The 19,997-nt window shown below is 46.5% G+C and carries 17 protein-coding genes; 12 read left to right on the top strand and 5 right to left on the bottom strand.

The genetic code is table 11. From position 1 onward, the window contains the following. The first annotated feature begins 219 nt into the window (after positions 1-219). From hinT to DPF93_RS14855, 7 genes are all read left to right on the top strand, one after another. Positions 220-570 (top strand): purine nucleoside phosphoramidase, encoded by a 351-nt coding sequence (hinT, locus tag DPF93_RS14825; RefSeq protein WP_114766905.1) that lies wholly within the window; start codon positions 220-222, stop codon positions 568-570. Between the two features lie 90 nt (positions 571-660). Beyond that, the gene (locus DPF93_RS14830; RefSeq protein ID WP_114766906.1) at positions 661-2,052 is read left to right on the top strand and encodes a COG3014 family protein; all 1,392 of its coding nucleotides are present in this window, start codon (positions 661-663) and stop codon (positions 2,050-2,052) included. Beyond that, complete coding sequence (locus DPF93_RS14835; protein WP_114766907.1) at positions 2,052-2,438, top strand: YcfL family putative periplasmic lipoprotein; 387 nt, start codon at positions 2,052-2,054, stop codon at positions 2,436-2,438. The genes DPF93_RS14830 and DPF93_RS14835 overlap by 1 nt, the downstream gene beginning before the upstream one ends. Before the next feature lie 60 nt (positions 2,439-2,498). Next, complete coding sequence (lpoB, locus tag DPF93_RS14840; protein ID WP_114766908.1) at positions 2,499-3,089, top strand: penicillin-binding protein activator LpoB; 591 nt, start codon at positions 2,499-2,501, stop codon at positions 3,087-3,089. A 27-nt stretch (positions 3,090-3,116) separates the two neighbouring features. Beyond that, entirely contained in the window at positions 3,117-3,971 is an 855-nt protein-coding gene (locus tag DPF93_RS14845) for a phosphotransferase (RefSeq protein ID WP_114766909.1), read from the top strand. A 138-nt stretch (positions 3,972-4,109) separates the two neighbouring features. After that, positions 4,110-4,652, top strand: coding sequence for an alpha/beta hydrolase YcfP (gene ycfP / locus DPF93_RS14850; RefSeq protein WP_114766910.1), 543 nt, complete (start codon positions 4,110-4,112; stop codon positions 4,650-4,652). A gap of 466 nt (positions 4,653-5,118) precedes the next feature. After that, positions 5,119-6,408: an NAD(P)/FAD-dependent oxidoreductase gene (locus tag DPF93_RS14855; RefSeq protein ID WP_114766911.1), complete on the top strand. Its 1,290-nt coding sequence runs from the start codon at positions 5,119-5,121 to the stop codon at positions 6,406-6,408. 58 nt (positions 6,409-6,466) lie between these two features. On the opposite strand, the gene DPF93_RS14860 is transcribed toward DPF93_RS14855, so the two are convergent. The 4 genes from DPF93_RS14860 to DPF93_RS14875 all read right to left on the bottom strand — a co-directional run bounded on the left by DPF93_RS14860 (position 6,467) and on the right by DPF93_RS14875 (position 11,974). Further along, entirely contained in the window at positions 6,467-7,006 is a 540-nt protein-coding gene (locus DPF93_RS14860) for a GNAT family N-acetyltransferase (RefSeq protein WP_114766912.1), read from the bottom strand. A gap of 117 nt (positions 7,007-7,123) precedes the next feature. Then, entirely contained in the window at positions 7,124-7,891 is a 768-nt protein-coding gene (locus DPF93_RS14865; RefSeq protein WP_114766913.1) for a peptidoglycan binding protein CsiV, read from the bottom strand. Between the two features lie 38 nt (positions 7,892-7,929). After that, on the bottom strand, positions 7,930-11,394 hold the full coding sequence (mfd, locus tag DPF93_RS14870; protein ID WP_114766914.1) for a transcription-repair coupling factor: 3,465 nt from the start codon (positions 11,392-11,394) through the stop codon (positions 7,930-7,932). Positions 11,395-11,401: 7 nt separating this feature from the next. Continuing rightward, positions 11,402-11,974: a PilZ domain-containing protein gene (locus DPF93_RS14875; RefSeq protein ID WP_114766915.1), complete on the bottom strand. Its 573-nt coding sequence runs from the start codon at positions 11,972-11,974 to the stop codon at positions 11,402-11,404. A gap of 164 nt (positions 11,975-12,138) precedes the next feature. On the opposite strand from DPF93_RS14875, the gene lolC reads away from it, so the two are divergent. From lolC to lolE, 3 genes are read left to right on the top strand one after another with little or no spacing between them, the layout of a single operon-like run. Continuing rightward, complete coding sequence (gene lolC, locus DPF93_RS14880; protein ID WP_164675375.1) at positions 12,139-13,347, top strand: lipoprotein-releasing ABC transporter permease subunit LolC; 1,209 nt, start codon at positions 12,139-12,141, stop codon at positions 13,345-13,347. Beyond that, positions 13,340-14,026, top strand: a complete 687-nt coding sequence (gene lolD, locus DPF93_RS14885) for a lipoprotein-releasing ABC transporter ATP-binding protein LolD (RefSeq protein ID WP_114766917.1) — start codon at positions 13,340-13,342, stop codon at positions 14,024-14,026. The genes lolC and lolD overlap by 8 nt, the downstream gene beginning before the upstream one ends. Continuing rightward, positions 14,026-15,270, top strand: coding sequence for a lipoprotein-releasing ABC transporter permease subunit LolE (gene lolE, locus DPF93_RS14890; protein ID WP_114766918.1), 1,245 nt, complete (start codon positions 14,026-14,028; stop codon positions 15,268-15,270). Before lolD ends, lolE begins: the two co-directional genes overlap by 1 nt. A 131-nt stretch (positions 15,271-15,401) precedes the next feature. Here lolE and DPF93_RS14895 read toward each other — a convergent pair whose 3' ends face one another. After that, positions 15,402-15,920, bottom strand: coding sequence for a DUF2062 domain-containing protein (locus DPF93_RS14895; protein WP_114766919.1), 519 nt, complete (start codon positions 15,918-15,920; stop codon positions 15,402-15,404). Between the two features lie 221 nt (positions 15,921-16,141). On the opposite strand from DPF93_RS14895, the gene DPF93_RS14900 reads away from it, so the two are divergent. Both DPF93_RS14900 and msbA read left to right on the top strand, forming a co-directional pair. Continuing rightward, entirely contained in the window at positions 16,142-18,211 is a 2,070-nt protein-coding gene (locus tag DPF93_RS14900) for a DNA internalization-related competence protein ComEC/Rec2 (protein ID WP_114766920.1), read from the top strand. Positions 18,212-18,244: 33 nt separating this feature from the next. Continuing rightward, on the top strand, positions 18,245-19,996 hold the full coding sequence (msbA, locus tag DPF93_RS14905) for a lipid A ABC transporter ATP-binding protein/permease MsbA (RefSeq protein WP_114766921.1): 1,752 nt from the start codon (positions 18,245-18,247) through the stop codon (positions 19,994-19,996). Position 19,997 lies beyond the last annotated feature (1 nt).

Here is a 19,997-nt window from a genome sequence, read left to right on the forward strand (position 1 = left end):
TCAATTTTAGAATAATTCGCTCTAAAAATTATCAGAAATTGGAACGATGGTTTTATAGCGAAACACGCTTTTTATGACGCACAAGACAAAAAAAATTATGAATCAGTAATAAATCCAATTCGTCAATCTTATCTGTCGCTGTTTTTAATTGTGATTTAGTGAGGCATGACGCATACTCGGAATATCATTCAGTTAGGTAAATTAATCACGGAGTCCAGCATGGCTGAAGAGACCATTTTTAGTAAAATCATTCGCAAAGAAATTCCAGCTGATGTCGTTTATCAAGACGATCTCGTTACTGCCTTTCGTGATATTAACCCTCGTGCGCCAAGCCATATCCTAATCATTCCAAACAAGCTTATTCCAACAGTGAATGACGTAGAAGCCGATGATGAGCTAATGATGGGTCGCATGTTTACTGTAGCGAAGAAGTTGGCAAAAGAGGAAGGCGTTGATCAAGATGGTTACCGTTTAATCGTCAATTGCAATGCGCACGGTGGACAAGAGGTTTACCATATTCATATGCATTTAGTGGGTGGACGCCCGCTAGGCCCGATGTTAATGAACTAAACTAAACAAGCATTGGTCAAAGTATAAAAAGAGAAAGCACAATCAGATGGTTGTGCTTTTTACTAAGAACTAACAAAAACGGAGCGTGAATTGAATAAAGCGATTCGACTCATTGTGCTAGTGGTTAGCTCCTTACAACTTGCTGCTTGTGCTAACTTGTCGGCGGGAAACCTCTTTAGCCATTATAGCGCGCAAAACCAAGACGTTTATCAAGCGGTTAAGCAGGGCAATTATGCCGGTGCTGAACAAGAGCTGCCTGATGAGATCGCTGGTGATATTCTCGATAATTTTGAAAAGGGCAGAGTTTACCTGCTCAATGACGATGACAAGCAGAGTTTAGCTGCGCTGACATTAGGTGATCAGGCGGTGCGCCGCGAGCAAGATCGAGCAACGGTTTCGATCTCAGAAACTGCAACCAACATCGGCTCATTAGCGGTAAATGACAACCTTAAACTCTATTACCCGGCGGATTATGAACTGGGTTTTCTCCATCTATACTTAGGCTTAAATTACGTTAAAGATAATAAGTTAGACGATGCGCTAGTGGAAATGCGCCGCGCAAATCAAGTTCAAGAACGTGCCAAGGCAGAACGTGAGAAATCGCTGGAAGCGGCGCAGTCTGAAATGCAAGCTCAAGGGCTAAATGCGAACCTCGGCGCTGTTTTGTCTCGCTACCCAGATGCGGGTAAAAAGCTCCAAGCAGTACAAAATGCGTATTTAATGTATCTATCAGCACTCTTGTATGAGGCAGACGGAGATTTGAACGGGGCGTATGTCGATTATCGCCGTGCCTTAGCAGTGATGCCGGATAACCAAGCGGTGATTGATGGTACGTTGCGCGTGGCTCGCCGCTTGGGAATGGCAGAAGATTTACGCTTGTTGCAGAGTCGCTATGGCAAAGAGCAGGCGATGCAAGCAGGCAAAGCGCGCGTGATTGTGATTCAAGAGCAAGATATCGTCGAAGCTAAGCAGGGGTGGAAGCTTTCTTTACCGCTTTATGACAGTCGAGGCAACGGAGCCGTGTACTCTGTTGCATTGCCTTACTACCCAACGACCAGTTATGTGTCGTTTTCGCCTTTAAAGTTGAATCAGCAAGTATTGCCAAATGAGCTTTTGACAGACGTGAATCTTATGGCGCAGCAAGACTTAACTGAGCGAATGCCTAACTTGGTTATTCGACAAGCATTACGCGTAGTCGCAAAAGACCGCATTCGTAAAGAAACAGCGAGTAAAGATGATGTGGGTAATCTACTGTTTAATGTGTGGAATACGCTCACAGAGCAACCGGACACTCGTAGTTGGCAGACTTTGCCAGCGCGAGTATACAGCAACAGCGTACTGGTTGAGGCTGGACAACAGAATTTGATGATTGGCGGTCAGCCATACCAATTCAATGTTTCTCAAGGGAATACGGTATTGATTTGGCTATCTCGTCAAGGGAACAATGCCACTGTGTGGCATAAACAACTAGGAAGATTGTGATGAAGAAGTTCGTACTAGTGATGTTATCTATGTTTGCGATTGCAGGATGTGCAACCAATACATCAGGGTTAAGAATCGATGGCAGCACGCAAAAAGTGTTGTTTGCTAATGATTCCATGTCACGCAGTCTTGAAGTCAACGATATAACCACAACGGTTGTAGATGGTCATGTTCAAGGCATTGTTAGCCTAACCAGCAACATCAGCTCTGATCATGATTTGCTCTACCGCTTTTATTGGTATGACGGACAAGGCTTGGAAGTCAGTAAACCTGCTAACTGGCGACGTCTGATCATTCGTGGCGAGGAAACGGTGTCAATCTCTGAAGTTGCCGTCAACCCAAGTGCCACTGAATTTAGAGTTCAAATTCGCAAAAATAATGACTAATACCCGTGGGGAACCAATGCTAACTAGGCATGGTCAAACACAAAAACAAAGGAACATAGAATGAATAAAAGTGTTATTGCGCTGCTCGGTCTTGCGGTTGTATTGGGCGGCTGTTCAAATCAAGTCAGCTACGGTGATGCACAAGCAGTAGAAACGACAACCATTGATTTTGGTTCAACTGACCTACAAACCATTGCTGGGGAAATGGTTGATAGTATGCTCAAATCAGGCTCTGTTGCAGCAATTACACGTGACTCGCGCCCGATTGTGTTTGTTGAGCGTGTGAAGAACAAAACCAGCGAGCACATTGATACTGAATCAATCACTGATACGATCAGCACTAAAATGCTGAACTCTGGTAAGTTCCGTTTTGTTGATATGGGTCGTGTGGAAGCGGTTCGTGATCAACTGAACTTCCAAAACAACGATGAGCTTGTTAATCAAAGCAACGCAATTCAGTTCGGTAAGATGGTCGGTGCGCAATACATGCTGTATGGCAACTTGTCGAGCATCGCTAAATCTGCTGGCAGCGACAAAGATGTTTACTACAAAATGACAATGCGTTTGATGGACTTAGAGACAGGTCTTATCGAATGGGCTGATGAAACTGAGATTCGTAAACAAGAATCAAAGAGCTTCCTTGGCTTGTAAAACTTAACTCAGTAGAAGGAACGTTGTATGGCAAGAATGTCATGGCGTGAAGCTTGTCTGTTAGATACTACATTGGCTAGCCTAGAGCGTTTCTTCACTATTCCCCCGGATTACGCACAAACGTTGACCGGGGGGTTAACCAACCGTTGTTGGAAAATCGTCGAATCTTGTGGCACTGCATATGTTTGGCGTCCAATAACACCTATCACCCAAGCTTTTTCTATTTCACGCTTTCAAGAGTTTCAGATCCTTTCCGCGATTCAAACTTCGGGGCTGAGCCCTAAACCAATCTTCATTAGCGACAAAGGGTTACTCGTCGAATGGCTTGAAGGGCAGGGGATGAACGATTCCCTTAGCTTTGAGCAGCTAATCGCCTCTCTTGTTTCAGTGCATAGTTTGCCAACCACGCGTATTCCTGTTGCGCCGTTTAATTTTACCGCTCGCGTTGATCACTACTGGATGCAAATCAAACCAGATCTCAAAAGCGAAGCTTTTCAAATGGTCTACCGTGATTGGCGTAATCCGCCGAGCCTTGCGGAGGTAGGACAAACCTTATGTCACTTTGATTTAGCAGGCTATAACATGGTTCAAGCAGAGCATGGCATGCAAATCATCGACTGGGAGTACGCAACCATTGGTGACCCAAGACTTGATTTGACCTTAAGTATCGATGTTGAAGGCTTAGATGAAATGCAAGCTATCCAAAGCTACTGCCAACTTAGACAGCTGGATGGCATTGATGATTGGGTAGAAGGCGTGCGCGCTTGGCGTCCACGTGCCAACATGATGGCGATGTTATGGTATTTGCTGGCTTACCAGTTGTGGGGAGATGACTACTATCTCGAGCAAGCTGAGCAGTTGAAGATGCAGTTTTGCACGTGAGATCACTGTTTTATGGTCTGGTGCCAAGATTGTTTCTTCTAGCCCTTTAAAACCCTAACTTTCGTGTTAGATTTAATTGAGCTTGTTGCGAATTGGAAACTCCATTCAACAAGTCAGCAGTTAAATCGGGGATTAAATATGATTATCTACTTACACGGATTTGATAGTACCAGCCCGGGTAACCACGAAAAGGTTCTTCAACTTCAGTTTATTGATGATGACGTTCGTTTCATCAACTACAGCACTCTGCATCCAAAACACGATATGCAGCATCTTCTCAAAGAAGTTCACAAAGTCATCGAACAGTCCGATGATTCAGATCCAATTATTTGCGGCGTAGGCTTGGGTGGCTATTGGTCAGAGCGTATTGGTTTCTTGTGTGGCATTAAGCAGGTGATCTTCAATCCAAATCTGCACCCAGAGATCAACATGCAAGGCAGGATCGATCGCCCTGAAGAATACGAAGATATCGCGACAAAATGTGTTGAAGAATTTCGCACTAAAAACAGTCAGCGCTGCTTAGTGATTTTGTCTAAAGAAGACGAAATTCATAACAACCAAGCTTCTGCTGATGAGCTGAAGGCATACTACGATATCATTTGGGATGAAACGCAAACTCATAAGTTTAAGAAGATCTCACAACACCTACAGGCAATGAAGGCGTTTAAGCAAGCGAGTTAATGCCCCATATTCATTAGCGAAATTGATTTAACGGTACCCAAGTGGTGCCGTTTTTTATGGGGTAAAGAGGATTAATTAAACCTTTGATTACATAATCCCATACATTTTCTAATGAATTTACTGCATTCTCTAGTTGCGTCGGTCGATTTGCTCTATATAATGACTCACATAAAAATTATTTGATAAATATCAAAAAAAATTGAGAGTGAGTGAAAAAACTTACCCAAATATGCAATCTGACACGTTTTGAATCTGATTGCACTCGCGCAATGTGTGCGCTTTTATCCAATTTCGTTGTTCACTGAGAGAGCCTCTAATGCCGCTGATGGGCAGAACCTAAAAAAATTTAATCGGTTTGCAGCACGCAGACCATCACCCAGTCACAGAGAGCTGAGCTTAATCGCCATTTCTTGTGTTTGGGAACAAACAAATTTTTTCGTTTTTTTATTTTTAGAGGACAGTTGCTATGACAAATATCATCGTAGTAGGTGGCGGTGCAGGCGGTTTAGAGCTTGCGACTAAACTAGGTCGAACTCTGGGTCGTAAAGGACGCGCAAAGGTAACCTTGGTGGATCGTAAAGCGAGCCATCTGTGGAAACCTTTGTTACACGAAGTGGCGACTGGTTCACTAGATGAAGGGGTAGATGCACTGAGCTACCGTGCTCATGCGAAAAACCATCATTTTGACTTCCAACTAGGCAGCCTGGAAGATATCGATCGTGAGCGTAAAGTGGTGAAGTTGGCTGAGCTTAAAGATGAGCAAGGCGCTTTGCTAATGCCAGCACGCGAGCTTGAGTATGATGTTTTGGTTCTGGCGATTGGCTCGACCTCTAACGACTTTAACACCCCGGGCGTACGTGAAAACTGTATCTTCCTTGATAGCCCAGAACAAGCGCACCGCTTCCGTACTAACATGAACAATGAGTTCTTGAAACTGCACGCGAAAAACGGTCAAGGCACTGTTGATATCGCTATCGTGGGCGCGGGTGCGACCGGTGTTGAGCTATCAGCAGAGCTGCATAACGCAGTAAAAGAGTTGCGTACTTACGGTTTTGGCGATTTAGACTCAAGCAAGTTGAATGTAAACCTAGTTGAAGCTGGCGAGCGAATTCTCCCTGCGCTACCACCACGCATCTCTGGCGCCGCTCACCAAGAGCTAACCAAGCTAGGTGTAAATGTGCGCACGGCAACGATGGTAACGCAAGCGGACAAAGACGGCTTAACCACTAAAGATGGCGAAAAAATCCCGGCACAAATCATGGTTTGGGCGGCGGGTATCAAAGCGCCTGACTTTATGAAAGATATCGCTGGTCTAGAAACCAACCGCATTAACCAATTGGTGGTTAAAGAGACGCTACAAACCACCCGTGACGACAGTATTTTCGTTATTGGTGATTTAGCGCAGTGCACCCAAGCAGATGGTTCATTTGTACCACCACGCGCACAAGCTGCACACCAAATGGCAAGTCGTGCGTTTGGTAATATCGTCGCTATGCTGACTAATCGTGAGCTAAAACCTTATGTTTACCAAGACAAAGGTTCACTAGTCTCGCTGAGCCGTTTTTCTACCGTTGGTAGCCTGATGGGCAACCTAACCAAAGGCTCGATGATGATTGAAGGTCGCATTGCACGAGTGGTGTACATTTCACTTTACCGCATGCACCAAATGGCGCTGCACGGCGTATTTAAAACGGCGCTGATCATGCTAATGGGACGAATTAACCGCGTATTGCGTCCAAATCTAAAGCTGCACTAATTAATATCTAGCGCAAATGAGAAGAGCTCCCTTAGGAGCTCTTTTGCTATCCGTCAGCTTATTCTGGAATGATGGAGTAAACTGCGCCTTGCTTGGGTTTGCCATTAAACAAAAAGCGATTGGCAGCGAGGGTTTCAAACTTGCCACCACATGCCACCACGAGGTGCTGACTTGCTTGGTTATCAGGATCGCAAACGACTTCTAAGCGGGTTAGCTTGAGGATGTCAAAACAGAACTCACACAGAGCCGAGAGCGCTTTTCGTCCGTAGCCTTGATGCTGATACTCATCGGCGAGCCAGTAACCAAGACTTGCCATATTAAAGGTTTGATAGAGCTCGTTAATCGCCACCATACCAATTAGCTTCTCATCGTGACGGCGGTAAATGCCAAAGCCATAAGCTTCAGATTTCACCCAATTTAGTCGCGTAGCAAGAATAAATCTGTCTGCCTCATGCTCTGAAAAGTTAGGGTAACACCAGTCAATCCATTGATGAAGGCTAGGGGAGCGGATTACCAATTGCTGTAGGTCGAGACTTTCCTCTGCATCAATCAAACGCAAGGTAAACTCTGGTGTGATGATTTTATAATCTGGGCTCATAGTCGTTTAACAATCATTTGCTGAGGTTGAGTATATATCCAACGTTGATTATTGGCTGTGAATTGGATAAAAAAACGCCCGGCGTAAACCGAGCGTTGTATTTGATAGTGTCACAGATTAGTTGACGCGACGCACTTGGATGATCATGCCCATCAGCGGGTGATCAAGGAAGTGAGTTTCACTACTGCGCATACGACGTTTTTGATCCATACGGTAGCTCTTAAGAAACTCTTCTTTGTGTACCGTCGGGGTCACTTCGGTCATAAGACCTGCTTGTACTGTGCCGTTATCGGCAACTTCACCTGACTGATCAATTTCAACTTGGCGATCTTCAAGTATTACTTCGCGAACGCTTGGCTCTTTTAGGTCCAGTTGAACGTCTGCGTAGAGGTAATGCTCAACATAGATTTGTAGCTTACCGTCTAACTCGTAGAGCGGCCCTGGAATAGTTTGCTCGCTAACGCCATCAATCACTGATTCGTTATGTGAACCGACCGCTGAGCCATCACGGTTAAATTGCGCAGAATAGTCTTTACCCGCCGTGATATGGAATATCGGTGCAGATAAACGTCCTTTATCGCCTTGACGCCACGCCTTATGCATCAAGATTTGAAAGCCCGCATGGTTGCGCAGTTTTTGCGCTTCAGCGTCTAATTGATAGCTTGAACGTGGTAGCATTTGCACGCCTTTGCGAGCGCGATAACTTGCATCACCAAAGCTGCCAACTTTTTCCATGTTGATCTGTGGCAGCGTGTTTGGCCATGACTCAGTTACTTGCTCTGCGTCCACTGCACGTTTAAAAATGATCACTTCAATATCGAACTGTCGTTGTGCCCAACTCGGCAACGACACGAAGAAGAGAAGCAGTGGGATCAGCTTTTTCATTACATCTCCATATACGGGTTTTCATCACCCGGAAATATTTAGTTTTGTTTTGGTAATAAATTTTGCTGGAATTCAGCCAGCATGTCAGTAACAAATTGAATTCTTTGACGCCTATCCACCAATGGTAGCGTAAACTTGAATTTAGTTGGACCTTCCATTGCGAATTTTTGTGGTTGAGACTGCAACAGTGTAACCAAGTAGATCGGATTTATGTCAGCGTCAGGATAGAACTCAATATATCCGCCCTTATCATGCGCTTCAATTTTCTTCACTTTGAGTTTCGCTGCAGCAAGTTTTAGCTCTGCGACAGCGAGTAAGTTCTTGGCTGCATCTGGCAGTAAACCAAAGCGGTCAATCAGTTCCACTTTTAGCCCATCTAGCTCATCTTTATCGGCAACGCTGGCGATTTGTTTATACATCGATAGACGAGTGTTGACGTCTGGGATGTAGTCATCTGGCAGCAACGCCGGGATGCGCATCTCAACTTCAGTTTGCTCACGCAGCAGATCATCAAGTGATGGCTCTTTGCCTTCTTTGAGTGCTTCAACCGCTTGCTCCAACATTTCCATATAAAGGGTGAAACCAACCGATTGAATTTGACCGCTTTGTTCATCACCCAGCAGCTCACCCGCACCGCGGATCTCAAGGTCGTGTGTTGCGAGGGTAAAGCCAGCACCTAAGTCTTCGAGCGAAGCGATGGCATCTAAGCGCTTAATCGCATCTTTGGTCATTGCTTTAGGATGCGGAGTCAGTAAGTAGGCATAAGCTTGGTGGTGTGAGCGACCCACACGACCACGCAACTGGTGCAGTTGAGCCAGACCGAGATGGTCGGCGCGATCCATGATAATGGTGTTGGCCGTTGGAACGTCGATACCAGTCTCAATGATGGTGGTACACACCAGCAAGTTAAAACGCTGGTGGTAGAAATCATTCATCACTTTTTCAAGTTCACGTTCGCGCATTTGGCCGTGAGCAACCGTCACGCGCGCTTCCGGCACCAGTTTTTCCAGATCCGAAGCGACTTTTTCTATCGTTTCCACTTGGTTGTGCAGGAAGTAGACCTGACCACCGCGCATAATTTCACGCAGGATAGCTTCACGCACCACCGCATCTTCACGTTGTCGAACAAAAGTTTTGATCGCGAGACGACGGGCAGGTGGCGTGGCAATAATCGATAAGTCACGCATACCACTCATCGCCATATTGAGCGTGCGTGGGATTGGCGTTGCCGTCAGGGTAAGAATATCGACATCAGCGCGCATCGCTTTCATCTTCTCTTTCTGACGCACGCCAAAGCGGTGTTCTTCATCAACGATCAACAGACCGAGATCTTTAAATTGGATATCGCTGGAAAGTAGCTTATGCGTGCCGACCACCAAGTCCACTTTGCCATCGGCAATATCTTGTAAGACAAGCTTCTGCTCTTTGGCTGTTTTAAAGCGCGATAGTACTTCGACGCGAATTGGTAAATTGGCAAAGCGGTCGCGGAAGTTTTCAAAGTGTTGCTGAGCCAGCAGTGTGGTTGGCACTAAAACCGCCACTTGTTTGCCGTTATCGGTGGCAACAAAAGCCGCGCGCATGGCCACTTCGGTTTTACCAAAGCCAACGTCACCACACACAAGGCGGTCCATAGCTTTGGCTTGGCACATATCCGACAGCACCGCATTAATCGCCATCGATTGGTCATCGGTTTCTTCAAATGGGAAACCGGACTTAAACGTGGCGTATTGACCACGGTCCAGCGCGAACTTGTAACCAGGTTTTAGCTCTCGTTTGGCGTAGACATCTAGAAGCTCGGCTGCGACATCTCGCACTTTTTCTGCTGCTTTGCGGCGAGCTTTCGCCCATGCTTCGCCACCGAGTTTGTGCAGTGGCGCGCTCTCTTCTGCACCGCCAGAGTAGCGGCTGATGAGGTTGAGCGATGCCACAGGTACGTAGAGCTTAGCTTCGTTTTGGTACTCAAGCGTGACGTATTCGGTCGTCATGCCGCCCGCCTCGAGCGTTTGTAGCCCCAAGTAGCGTCCGATACCATGGTCAATGTGTACCACAGGTTGCCCGGGTTTTAGCTCGGCAAGATTGCGGATCACCGCATCGCTATTAGTAGTTTTACGATCTTTACGGCGGCGTTGAATCACGCGATCGCCCAACAGATCGCTTTCACAAATAAAGGCTATCTGTTCATTACCGTATAAAAAACCATGTTCTGCAGCGCCCAGTACTAGGGTGAATTTCTCTTTATGAGTTAGCGCATCACAAAAGCTGGCACACTCAACTGGACGCAGTTTGATGCGTTGCAGTAATTCAAGCAGTGCTTCACGGCGACCTTCCGATTCGACCGAGAAAATGATTTTACCGGTGTAGGTTTCGCTAAACTGACGCAAAGCCGCCATCGGCTCTTTGTTTTGATGTTGAACTTTTAGCTCTGGCAGCGGTGAGATATTTGGGTTAACGCGCCCTTGCTTTTCGCTGACAGGGTCAATTGAAAGCGCAAGTTGTGGCAGCAACTTAAATTGGGCAAATAGCTCATCTTTTTTTAGCCACAGTTCTTCTGGTGGCAGCAACGGGCGCAGTGGGTCCACTTTGCGCTGATCGTAACGATAGTCGACATCCGTTAGGAAAGTATCAATCGCCGCTTCAATATTACCGACGGCCAATAGCTGGGTGTTGTCGGCAATGTAGTCAAACAAAGTTTCTGTGTGATCAAAGAACAACGGCTGCCAGTATTCGATACCCGATGGCCAAGTGCCTTTGCTCACCTGCATGTAAACCGACTCTGGTTCACGGCGCGCTTCAAAGCGCTGGCGCCAACGAATACGAAAATCTTCGATTGCCGCTTCACTTGTAGGGAACTCATGCGCTGGCAAGAGGCGAATTTCGCTCACATCTTCAATCGAACGTTGGTTTTCTGGATCGAAGGTGCGAATTGTATCAATCTCATCATCAAAGAAATCGATACGGAACGGGTCGCGTGAGCCCATAGGGAAGAGGTCGATGATCGAGCCGCGACTCGCATACTCACCTGGACCAAACACTTGGTCGGCGTGACGATAGCCTGACTTTTCTAATTGCAGGCGCAGCTTTTCTAATGAGTAGAGATCGCCCGTTTTCACCATTAAGGTGTGCTGCATCAAGAATTCACGAGGAGACTGGCGCTGCAGCAACGTGCTAATTGGCACTATGGTGATGCCTTCATTTTGTGTCGGCAGTTGATATAAGCGCGCAATACGGTCAGAAATGATTTCTTGGTGTGGTGAAAAATTATCGTACGGCAGTGTTTCCCAGTCAGGGAAAAGGGTGACACTCTGGCTGGAGAATTGTTCGAGTTCTTGTTGTAACTTCAGCGCAGTTTGTGGGTCTGGCGTCGCTAGTAGTGTGTGACCTTGGTGCTGCTCGGCCAGTTCAGCGATCGCGAGTGCTAACGCGGAACCAGGTAAATTACCGACCTGTTTTTTGTCGCCGGCACCGTTAGGATTAACTAGATTAAGTAATGATGGTTTTGACATGTGAATGTTATTTTTCGCGATTTAGTGAGCGCTGGCGTAATAGTTTTTGCTGTTGGTAAAGAGCTGCTTTGATGAGCAAGTCTTGGTCCTGATCGCGCAGCAGATCATATTTGATAGTGACAGTGTATTGGCTATCTTCATCCGTCTTGCTGCAACTAAATACCGAGCCATAGCAATAAATTGCCGAAGCGGGGTGGTCGAGAAACAGCTTCACACGCACTTTTTTCCCTTCGGTAATGGCTTGGTTGCACAGGTAGCTAAATTGGCTTGCACCAAAAGCAACGGTTTGATGTCGATAATCGTGATTGTCTTGCTGCGATAACATAAAGGTTAGCAGAAGATTGAGCTTAGCATTTTGTGTATCGAGTAAAGCGATGACGTGTTTGAAATCGTTGGACTTCAATTCGGCACGTGCCGCGTCGTTGAGTTGATCTAAGGAGCTAAACTCACTCGCCACCAAAAAAGGAGTGGGAATTTCGTCTTCAAATTGGGCGAAAGTTGGGTAAGTGTAATCGTCAGCCAAGGGTTCGACATTGACGGTCAATTGGTGATGAACAGTGAAGTATTCTTGGTCAGACATGAACTTTTCCCTCTATAGATGTTCTGATTATCGTCATACACAGCAACTAATCAAGGTATGTCATTGTTAAATCCTTATTTTAACTGTGAAATGACCATTTAGGACTATCAGCCATCTAAATTAATCGTTACAGTATTCGCAATTAAAAAGTATTGGTCTTTATTATGTTTCATCCAGTGTCGACCTTCATCGGCTTGCGCTACCTAAGGGGGCGATCCGGTGACAGGTTTAGTCGCTTTGTCTCTTATATGTCGACGGCAGGTATTACGATTGGTGTGATGTCACTGATCACCGTTTTATCGGTTATGAACGGTTTTGAATCTCAGCTGAAAGACAAAATTCTCGGCGTCATGCCGCAAGCTATCGTCTCTTCTGTTGATGGTAAAACGCCGCGCAGCGAAAGTGCGCCAGAATTTATTGCCAAGATGTCGACAGCCGGACATCCTGAGCCGATTGTGCAAAGTGAGGCCGTTATTCAAAGCGCGAAACAACTCAGCGCTGGATTGCTGGTGGGGATCAAACCAAGCGACCATGACCCTATCGAGCAACATGTGATAGCGGGCCGCTTGTCTAACCTTAAATCGGGTTCATACCAAGTTTTTGTCGGCAGCACTCTTGCGCGCTCAATGGATATTGGTCCGGGTGACAAAGTGCGCTTGATGGTAACAAGTGCTAGCCAGTTCACGCCGCTTGGGCGTATTCCAAGCCAACGAATTTTTACCGTGGCAGGCATCTACAATACGGGCTCAGATGTTGATGGCCAGTTAATGCTGACTCACATTGATGATGCGGCGCGCTTGATGCGCTTTAACCAACAAACCATGACAGGCTGGCGTTTGTTTTTTGATGACCCATTTGTGGTGGCCGATCTGAGTCAACAACCGTTGCCGCAAGGTTGGCAGTGGCAAGATTGGCGTGATCAGCGCGGAGAGCTGTTCCAAGCGGTGCGCATGGAGAAAAATATGATGGGTCTTATGCTAGGGCTTATCGTTGGTGTGGCAGCGTTTAATATTATTTCTGCACTGATTATGGTGGTGATGGAGAAACAAGCCGAGGTTGCGATTCTTAAGACGCAAGGCATGACCGATCGCCAAGTAATGAGTATTTTTATGGTTCAAGGTGCCAGTAGTGGCATCGTCGGCGCGCTAATTGGTGGCGGGCTCGGTGTGCTGCTTGCTAGCAATCTAAATAGCTTGCTTGAAGCTGCTGGCATTGCGCTGTTTTCTGTCGGTGGTTCTTTACCTGTCGTGATTAACCCGGTGCAAATTCTAGTTGTGATTACGTTGGCTGTGATGCTCAGTCTACTTGCAACTCTGTTTCCTTCTTATCGAGCATCGTCTGTAAAACCTGCTGAGGCATTAAGATATGAGTGATCTACTACAGTGTCATGATGTAACCAAAACCTACCATGAGGGAGCACTGGATACTCAAGTATTAAAAGGCGTCAGCTTCGAGCTAAAACGTGGCGAGTTAGTGTCGATTATCGGCACATCAGGCTCAGGTAAAAGTACACTGTTGCATGTGCTTGGCGCATTAGATGATGCCACCTCAGGTCACGTTACTTTTCTTGGACAAAACTTGGCGCAACTAAGCTCCAACAAACAAGCGAAGTTACGCAATCGTCATCTTGGTTTTGTTTACCAATTTCATCACTTATTGGCGGATTTTAGCGCATTGGAAAATGTGGCAATGCCGCTGTTAATCGGGGGCATGAAGGTTGCGGAAGCGAAGCAAAAAGCGCAGGCGTTGCTCGACAAGGTCGGCTTGTCGCATCGTGTTGACCACCGTCCATCTGAGTTATCTGGTGGCGAGCGCCAACGTGTCGCGATTGCTCGTGCTTTGGTCAATAGCCCAGATCTTGTGTTGGCTGATGAACCTACCGGTAACTTGGACCACAAAACCGCACTGGCGATTTATGATTTGATGCGTGAGCTTAATCGTGAGTCGGGCACAGCATTTTTGGTGGTAACTCATGATGGTGAACTGGCCTCCAAGATGGATCGCCAGCTACACATGCAAGATGGTCTACTTGTGAATGTGGAGGGAGCTTAGTGTTTTCTTCACTATCGCTATTTATCGGCGGTCGATTTAGTCGCGCTAAGCAGCGCAACAAGATGGTTTCGTTTATCTCACTTTCTTCAACACTCGGCATTGCGGTCGGTGTTGCAGTGATCATTATCGGTTTGTCCGCTATGAATGGCTTTGAACGTGAGTTGAAAAACCGAGTGCTGTCAGTGATTGCTCACGGTGAATTTGAAGGTGTGCGCGGTCCGATTGAAAACTGGCATGGAATGATCGACCAACTCGACAAGCACCCACAGATCGAAGCGGCAGCGCCTTACATTAAGTTGACGGCGCTGGCAGAAAAAGGGCAGCAACTGAAAGCCATTGAAGTGAAAGGTGTCGATCCCGCGATGGAATCGAGCATTTCTCATTTGGCGGACTTTATCGAGGGTGACAGTTGGCAAAACTTTCGTGCGGGTGAGAAGCAACTTATTTTGGGGCAAGGGGTCGCAGATCTATTGAAGGTGAAAAAAGGTGACTTTTTAACCTTGATGATCCCATCGACCGGCAGCACTAGCCAGGTGCAAACGCCACGTCGAGTGCGAGTCCAAGTCGCCGGTTTGCTGAAACTAAATGGGCAAATAGACCACAGCTTAGCCCTTGTGCCGCTGCAAGATGCGCAAAATTATGCACGTATTGGCGATCGAGTGACTGGCGTAGCGGTAAAGGTGACGGATGTGCTCAATGCTCGTAACATTGTGCGAGAGGCGGGCAACACGCTCAATGAGTATGTTTATCTGCGCAGTTGGCAGCAGAAGTACGGCTTTTTGCATCGCGATATTCAGTTAGTTCGCACGATTATGTATTTAGTCATGGTATTAGTTATTGGGGTGGCGAGCTTTAATATTGTCTCGACCTTGATGATGGCAGTGAAAGACCGCGCGGCAGAGATTGCGATTTTACGTACCATGGGGGCAACCGATGGCTTGATAAAACGGATATTTGTTTGGCAAGGCGTCTTCTCAGGCGTGCTGGGCAGTGTGGTTGGGAGCGTATTAGGCGTTGCAGTTGCGCTTAACCTCACAAGCTTAATCAAAGGGCTAGAGCAGTTGCTTGACCATCAATTCCTATCTGGTGATATCTACTTCGTTGACTTTTTGCCATCGCAAGTTTTAGTCGAGGATGTCGCTTTGGTGTCGTTGACGGCGATTATCTTGAGTTTACTGGCTACTTGGTACCCTGCTTCACGAGCGAGTCAGCTTAACCCAGCTGCTGTGCTAAGTGCGAAATAGCAAATACATTTTGGAAAACAAAAAAGGACCGCAAGGTCCTTTTTTAATGCTTGTTGATCAAAGCGATTGCGCTGATTTCTGAGCGATTGGTCAAGTTAACCATCGTAATTGGCGACGGTTAGACGAAGCGCTTATCGTGAGAAGCGCGAACGGCGTTGCTGCCAACTGCGCACTACGGAGTAGCGCCATAGCCCTTTGATACCGAAGTAACCCAGCATTGCTGATGTGACACCACAAATCATACAGCCCAGCAGAAATGGGGGACCGATAGTGCTCATTTGATGCAGGATAAAGTCCCACGAGAGTTCAAAATGAAATGGTTGCGGTGGTACGTGCATCACCCAAGCGCCAATCTTATAAGCAAAATAGAACAGCACAGGCATAGTGATCGGGTTGGATACCCAGACCAGTGCAACAGAAAGTGGCAGGTTTACACCACATAAGATAGCCAGACCTGCAGACATGATCATTTGGCTTGGTAACGGAACAAAGGCCATAAACAAACCTACCGCGAATGCACCAGCAGCAGAGCGTCGATTTAGACACCATAGGTTTGGGTTGTAAAGCACGTTGCCAAAAACCTTTAATGCCTTCTGACGTTTTATCACTTCGTGGTCAGGCATAAAGCGTTTGATAAATTTTCTTGGCATAAGGGAATATGACTCTCTTTGTAAATTATTGGACGTTGTCGTCGTTCGCAATACTCATCATAACCACTCCCCACTGGGTAGCGTTGCCGAAGTGGTTTTGGTCAGTTCCATGCCTGATTTGGCTCTTGCTTTGTTTAAAGTTTAGATGGCTAAGATGGGGATGTGGGTTAATTGTTGCACTGCTTGTAATTACAGTGAGAGGCAATTTAATCCACCACCAAATGAACACCCTGTTCAGCGCCGGTTCGGATCTTACCATAAATGCCGAAGTTGGCAGCCTTTTTAAACCAATAACTCATGGCTTTCAAGGGATAGCGATAATTAGATCAATTAATGGTCACGAAATAGATTATTTTTCGCGCCCGCGAGTCTACCTGACCTCGCCTCAGCCCCTAAGACTAGGAGATAAGATAACGGCACAAGTGAAATTAAAGCCAATTATTGGTGTTCTTAATCAAGTCGGTATTGACCGAGAAAAGAGTGCGATAGGGCGTCGAATTGTCGGGAGTGTGGTAGTAAAGACTAGCTCATTTTATCGAGTCAGAAGCGCCTATTCGCTGCGTCAGGAACTTTATTCTCGCGCGGTAAGTTTAACTCATTCCTCCGCTTTTCAGGGGCTGATTTTAGCACTTGGTTTTGGTGAGCGAGGACATCTTGAGCAAGCACGGCAGCATCAGCTACAAACCAGTGGCTTAAGTCATTTGGTGGCGATATCGGGGCTTCACGTTGGGATTGCATTTGGGTTTGGTTATTGGCTTGGTTTTCTGCTTATTCGCCTGAGGTTCAAGCTGGCTCTTTTGCCTTTATTGGTTGGCTTTGCTTGTGCTGCGGGCTACGCATGGTTGGCAGGGTTTAGCTTAACGACCCAACGTGCGCTGATACTCATTTCAATTTTGCTATTGCTGCGCCTCTTCGCTATCCATACCAGCTACCGGTATAAGTGGCTTTTAATGGTCTCTGCGTTACTTTTGTTCGATCCCTTTGCCGTTTACTCAAATAGCTTTTGGCTCTCTGTCATTGCGGTTGCCTTGGTGTTTATTTTACTTGGGCTTTTTTCTACTTATCAGGGTAAAAAGAGTTACAGCAAACTCAAACAGCTCCTTGGCTTACAGATTGGACTGGTGTTACTGATGACTCCAGTTGTTGCGCTGACTTTTCATGGGATTGGGCTTGTCAGTGTTGCGTATAACCTAATTTTTGTGCCTTGGTTTAGTTTCTGGGTTATTCCCTTAATCCTCACAGCTGTGGCTTTGCTCGTTATCACCCCGAGTTTAAGTGCAGCACTGTTTGAGCTGGCAAGTCTGAGTTTAGTGCCATTGGCAAAGGTATTGCCTTTTAGTGAATCACTGTGGCTGCCAATTTCGGCAAGCAGTGCGTGGTGGTTACTTTGTGTCGTTATTGTGTGGCTATGCCGACGCGGTCTCTCGCCTCGTTTTGTTTTATTGCTCAACTGTTCGATCTTAATGTCACTTTCAATGTTGTTCTTGCCAGAGCAAAATAAGTGGCGTTTACATGTGCTTGATGTTGGTCATGGGCTGGCAGCTGTTATCGAGCGCAATGGCAAGGCAACGCTTTTTGATACCGGCGCAAGTTGGGGGAGTGGCGATTATGTATCGTTGGTCGTGATCCCGTTTCTGCGTGCCAATGGCTTGATGCTTGAGCAAGTGATTATCAGTCATTTCGACAACGACCACGCTGGTGGTTTAGCTAGCTTGATGTCAGAGTTTCCGCGCGCAAAGCTGTTTGCAAGTCAAACTGAGGAATTACCAGATATTGCCCGCCAGCCTTGCGTTAAAGGGCAGAGTTGGCAGTGGCAAGAATTAACGTTTGTTGCACTTTGGCCTCCGCAGTTGGTTGAGCGTGCTTACAATCCTCACTCTTGTGTGGTGAGGGTAGAAGCAAGTTACCAGCAGAGTCTGCTACTAACCGGAGATATCGAAGTCATCGCCGAATGGACGCTGACAAGAGAGCCTCAACAACTTAGTGCTTCGGTGGTGCTTGTTCCTCATCATGGTAGTGCGACTTCCTCAATGGCGCGCTTTGTACGTGCCGTAGACCCACATCTCGCTATCGCCTCAAACGCATTTCAAGGGCGCTGGTCGTTGCCCAATGCAGAGGTTAAACAGCGCTATTTAACGCAAGGCGCAAATTGGATGGATACCGGCAATGATGGACAAATCTCAGTGACATTTGATACAGGCATGCCTGCAAACAAATTAGCGGTTGCAGGTCTAAGAGCGACTAAAGGCAAGGCTTGGTATAGGCAGATGCTGCGTAAGCGAGTAGAATAGAAAGAATATTGTAAAAAAGAATAAAGCAATTCTATGTCTCTTGATCAAGATGAAACTACGTGGCAAACCTTTAAACGTTTATGGGTCTACATTCGTGTATACAAATTAGGTTTAGCCGTGGCAGTTGTTGCGCTTGTAATTAATGCTATCGCAGATACCTACATGGTATCGCTGTTAAAACCGTTACTTGATGAGGGTTTCGGTAACGCAGAATCCAATTTTCTCCGTATTTTACCTCTAATTATTTTTGGCATGATGATCGTCCGTGGTTTAAGCGGGTTTGTATCGACCTACTGCCTAAGTTGGGTCTCCGGCAATGTGGTGATGGAGATGCGTCGCAGCATCTTTAACCAATTTATGCATATGCCAGTGGCTTACTTTGATAAAGAATCAACCGGTGGCTTGCTATCGCGTATTACTTACGATTCAGAGCAAGTTGCGGGCGCAACGAGCCGTGCGCTAGTCAGCATTGTGCGTGAAGGTGCCAGCATTATTGGTTTATTGACCCTAATGTTCTGGAACAGTTGGGAGCTATCTTTGGTTCTGATTGTTGTTGCGCCTGTTGTTGCGTGGGCAATCAGCTTTGTTTCTAAGCGTTTTAGAAAAGTATCAAAAAGCATGCAAGATGCGATGGGGCACGTTACCTCATCGGCAGAGCAAATGCTCAAAGGTCATAAGGTTGTTTTAAGCTACGGCGGTCAAGATGTTGAGCGTGTTCGTTTTGAATCAGTCAGCAACCGCATGCGTCAGCAATCAATGAAGCTAGTCGCGGCGCAAGCAATTGCTAACCCAGTGATTCAGCTGATTGCATCAGTTGCTTTGGTGACCGTGCTATTTCTCGCAAGTGTCGATTCAATTCGTGAAACCCTAACTCCAGGTACATTTACCGTAGTGTTCTCAGCGATGTTTGGTTTGATGCGTCCACTAAAAGCGCTGACTAACGTAACCTCAGATTTCCAGCGCGGTATGGCAGCAAGCCAAACCTTGTTTGCTTTGATGGATCTAGAAACTGAGCAAGATAACGGCAAATTTGCTACCGATAGCATCCGTGGTGAAGTTGAAGTTAAAGATGTGACCTTCACTTATGACGGTAAAGAAAAACCAGCGCTGCGCAATGTGTCGTTTACCATTCCACAAGGTAAAACATTGGCTTTGGTAGGTCGTTCTGGTTCAGGTAAGAGTACGATTGCTAATCTATTCAACCGCTTCTACGACGTCGACTCTGGCTCGATTTGTTTAGATGGTCACGATGTGCGCGATTACACCTTAGCAAACTTGCGTAGTCACTTTGCATTGGTATCGCAGAACGTTCATCTGTTTAACGATACGATTGCCAATAACATCGCTTACGCAGCGACAGAGAAGTACAGCCGAGAGCAAATTGAGCGCGCAGCGCGTCTTGCTCATGCGATGGATTTCATTGAGAAGATGGATGATGGTTTAGATACCATGATCGGTGAAAACGGTGCGAGCCTGTCGGGTGGTCAACGTCAACGTATCGCCATTGCGCGTGCATTACTGCGTGATGCACCAGTGCTGATTTTGGATGAGGCGACTTCTGCGCTTGATACTGAGTCAGAGAAAGCGATTCAAGCCGCACTGGATGAGCTACAAAAAGACAAAACTGTACTTGTGATTGCACACCGCTTGTCGACTATTGAGAAAGCGGACCAAATCCTTGTGGTGGATGAAGGTGAGATTATCGAGCGTGGTAACCACCAAGAGCTTATCGCACTACCTGATGGTGCGTACTCTCAATTACACCGTATCCAATTTGGTGCTTAAG

This window comes from Vibrio rhodolitus, from assembly GCF_003350325.1.
Lineage (GTDB): Bacteria > Pseudomonadota > Gammaproteobacteria > Enterobacterales > Vibrionaceae > Vibrio > Vibrio rhodolitus.

What these genes read in the sequence shown, in the direction of transcription:
- DPF93_RS14875 (WP_114766915.1), bottom strand. Translation starts at nt 11,974, where the DNA reads ATGTCTGACCAAGAATACTTCACTGTTCATCACCAATTGACCGTCAAT.
- DPF93_RS14865 (WP_114766913.1), bottom strand. Translation starts at nt 7,891, where the DNA reads ATGAAAAAGCTGATCCCACTGCTTCTCTTCTTCGTGTCGTTGCCGAGT.
- lpoB (WP_114766908.1), top strand. Translation starts at nt 2,499, where the DNA reads ATGAATAAAAGTGTTATTGCGCTGCTCGGTCTTGCGGTTGTATTGGGC.
- ycfP (WP_114766910.1), top strand. Translation starts at nt 4,110, where the DNA reads ATGATTATCTACTTACACGGATTTGATAGTACCAGCCCGGGTAACCAC.
- lolC (WP_164675375.1), top strand. Translation starts at nt 12,139, where the DNA reads ATGTTTCATCCAGTGTCGACCTTCATCGGCTTGCGCTACCTAAGGGGG.
- msbA (WP_114766921.1), top strand. Translation starts at nt 18,245, where the DNA reads ATGTCTCTTGATCAAGATGAAACTACGTGGCAAACCTTTAAACGTTTA.
- DPF93_RS14895 (WP_114766919.1), bottom strand. Translation starts at nt 15,920, where the DNA reads ATGCCAAGAAAATTTATCAAACGCTTTATGCCTGACCACGAAGTGATA.
- mfd (WP_114766914.1), bottom strand. Translation starts at nt 11,394, where the DNA reads ATGTCAAAACCATCATTACTTAATCTAGTTAATCCTAACGGTGCCGGC.
- DPF93_RS14845 (WP_114766909.1), top strand. Translation starts at nt 3,117, where the DNA reads ATGGCAAGAATGTCATGGCGTGAAGCTTGTCTGTTAGATACTACATTG.
- DPF93_RS14835 (WP_114766907.1), top strand. Translation starts at nt 2,052, where the DNA reads ATGAAGAAGTTCGTACTAGTGATGTTATCTATGTTTGCGATTGCAGGA.
- hinT (WP_114766905.1), top strand. Translation starts at nt 220, where the DNA reads ATGGCTGAAGAGACCATTTTTAGTAAAATCATTCGCAAAGAAATTCCA.
- DPF93_RS14860 (WP_114766912.1), bottom strand. Translation starts at nt 7,006, where the DNA reads ATGAGCCCAGATTATAAAATCATCACACCAGAGTTTACCTTGCGTTTG.
- lolD (WP_114766917.1), top strand. Translation starts at nt 13,340, where the DNA reads ATGAGTGATCTACTACAGTGTCATGATGTAACCAAAACCTACCATGAG.
- DPF93_RS14855 (WP_114766911.1), top strand. Translation starts at nt 5,119, where the DNA reads ATGACAAATATCATCGTAGTAGGTGGCGGTGCAGGCGGTTTAGAGCTT.
- DPF93_RS14900 (WP_114766920.1), top strand. Translation starts at nt 16,142, where the DNA reads ATGAACACCCTGTTCAGCGCCGGTTCGGATCTTACCATAAATGCCGAA.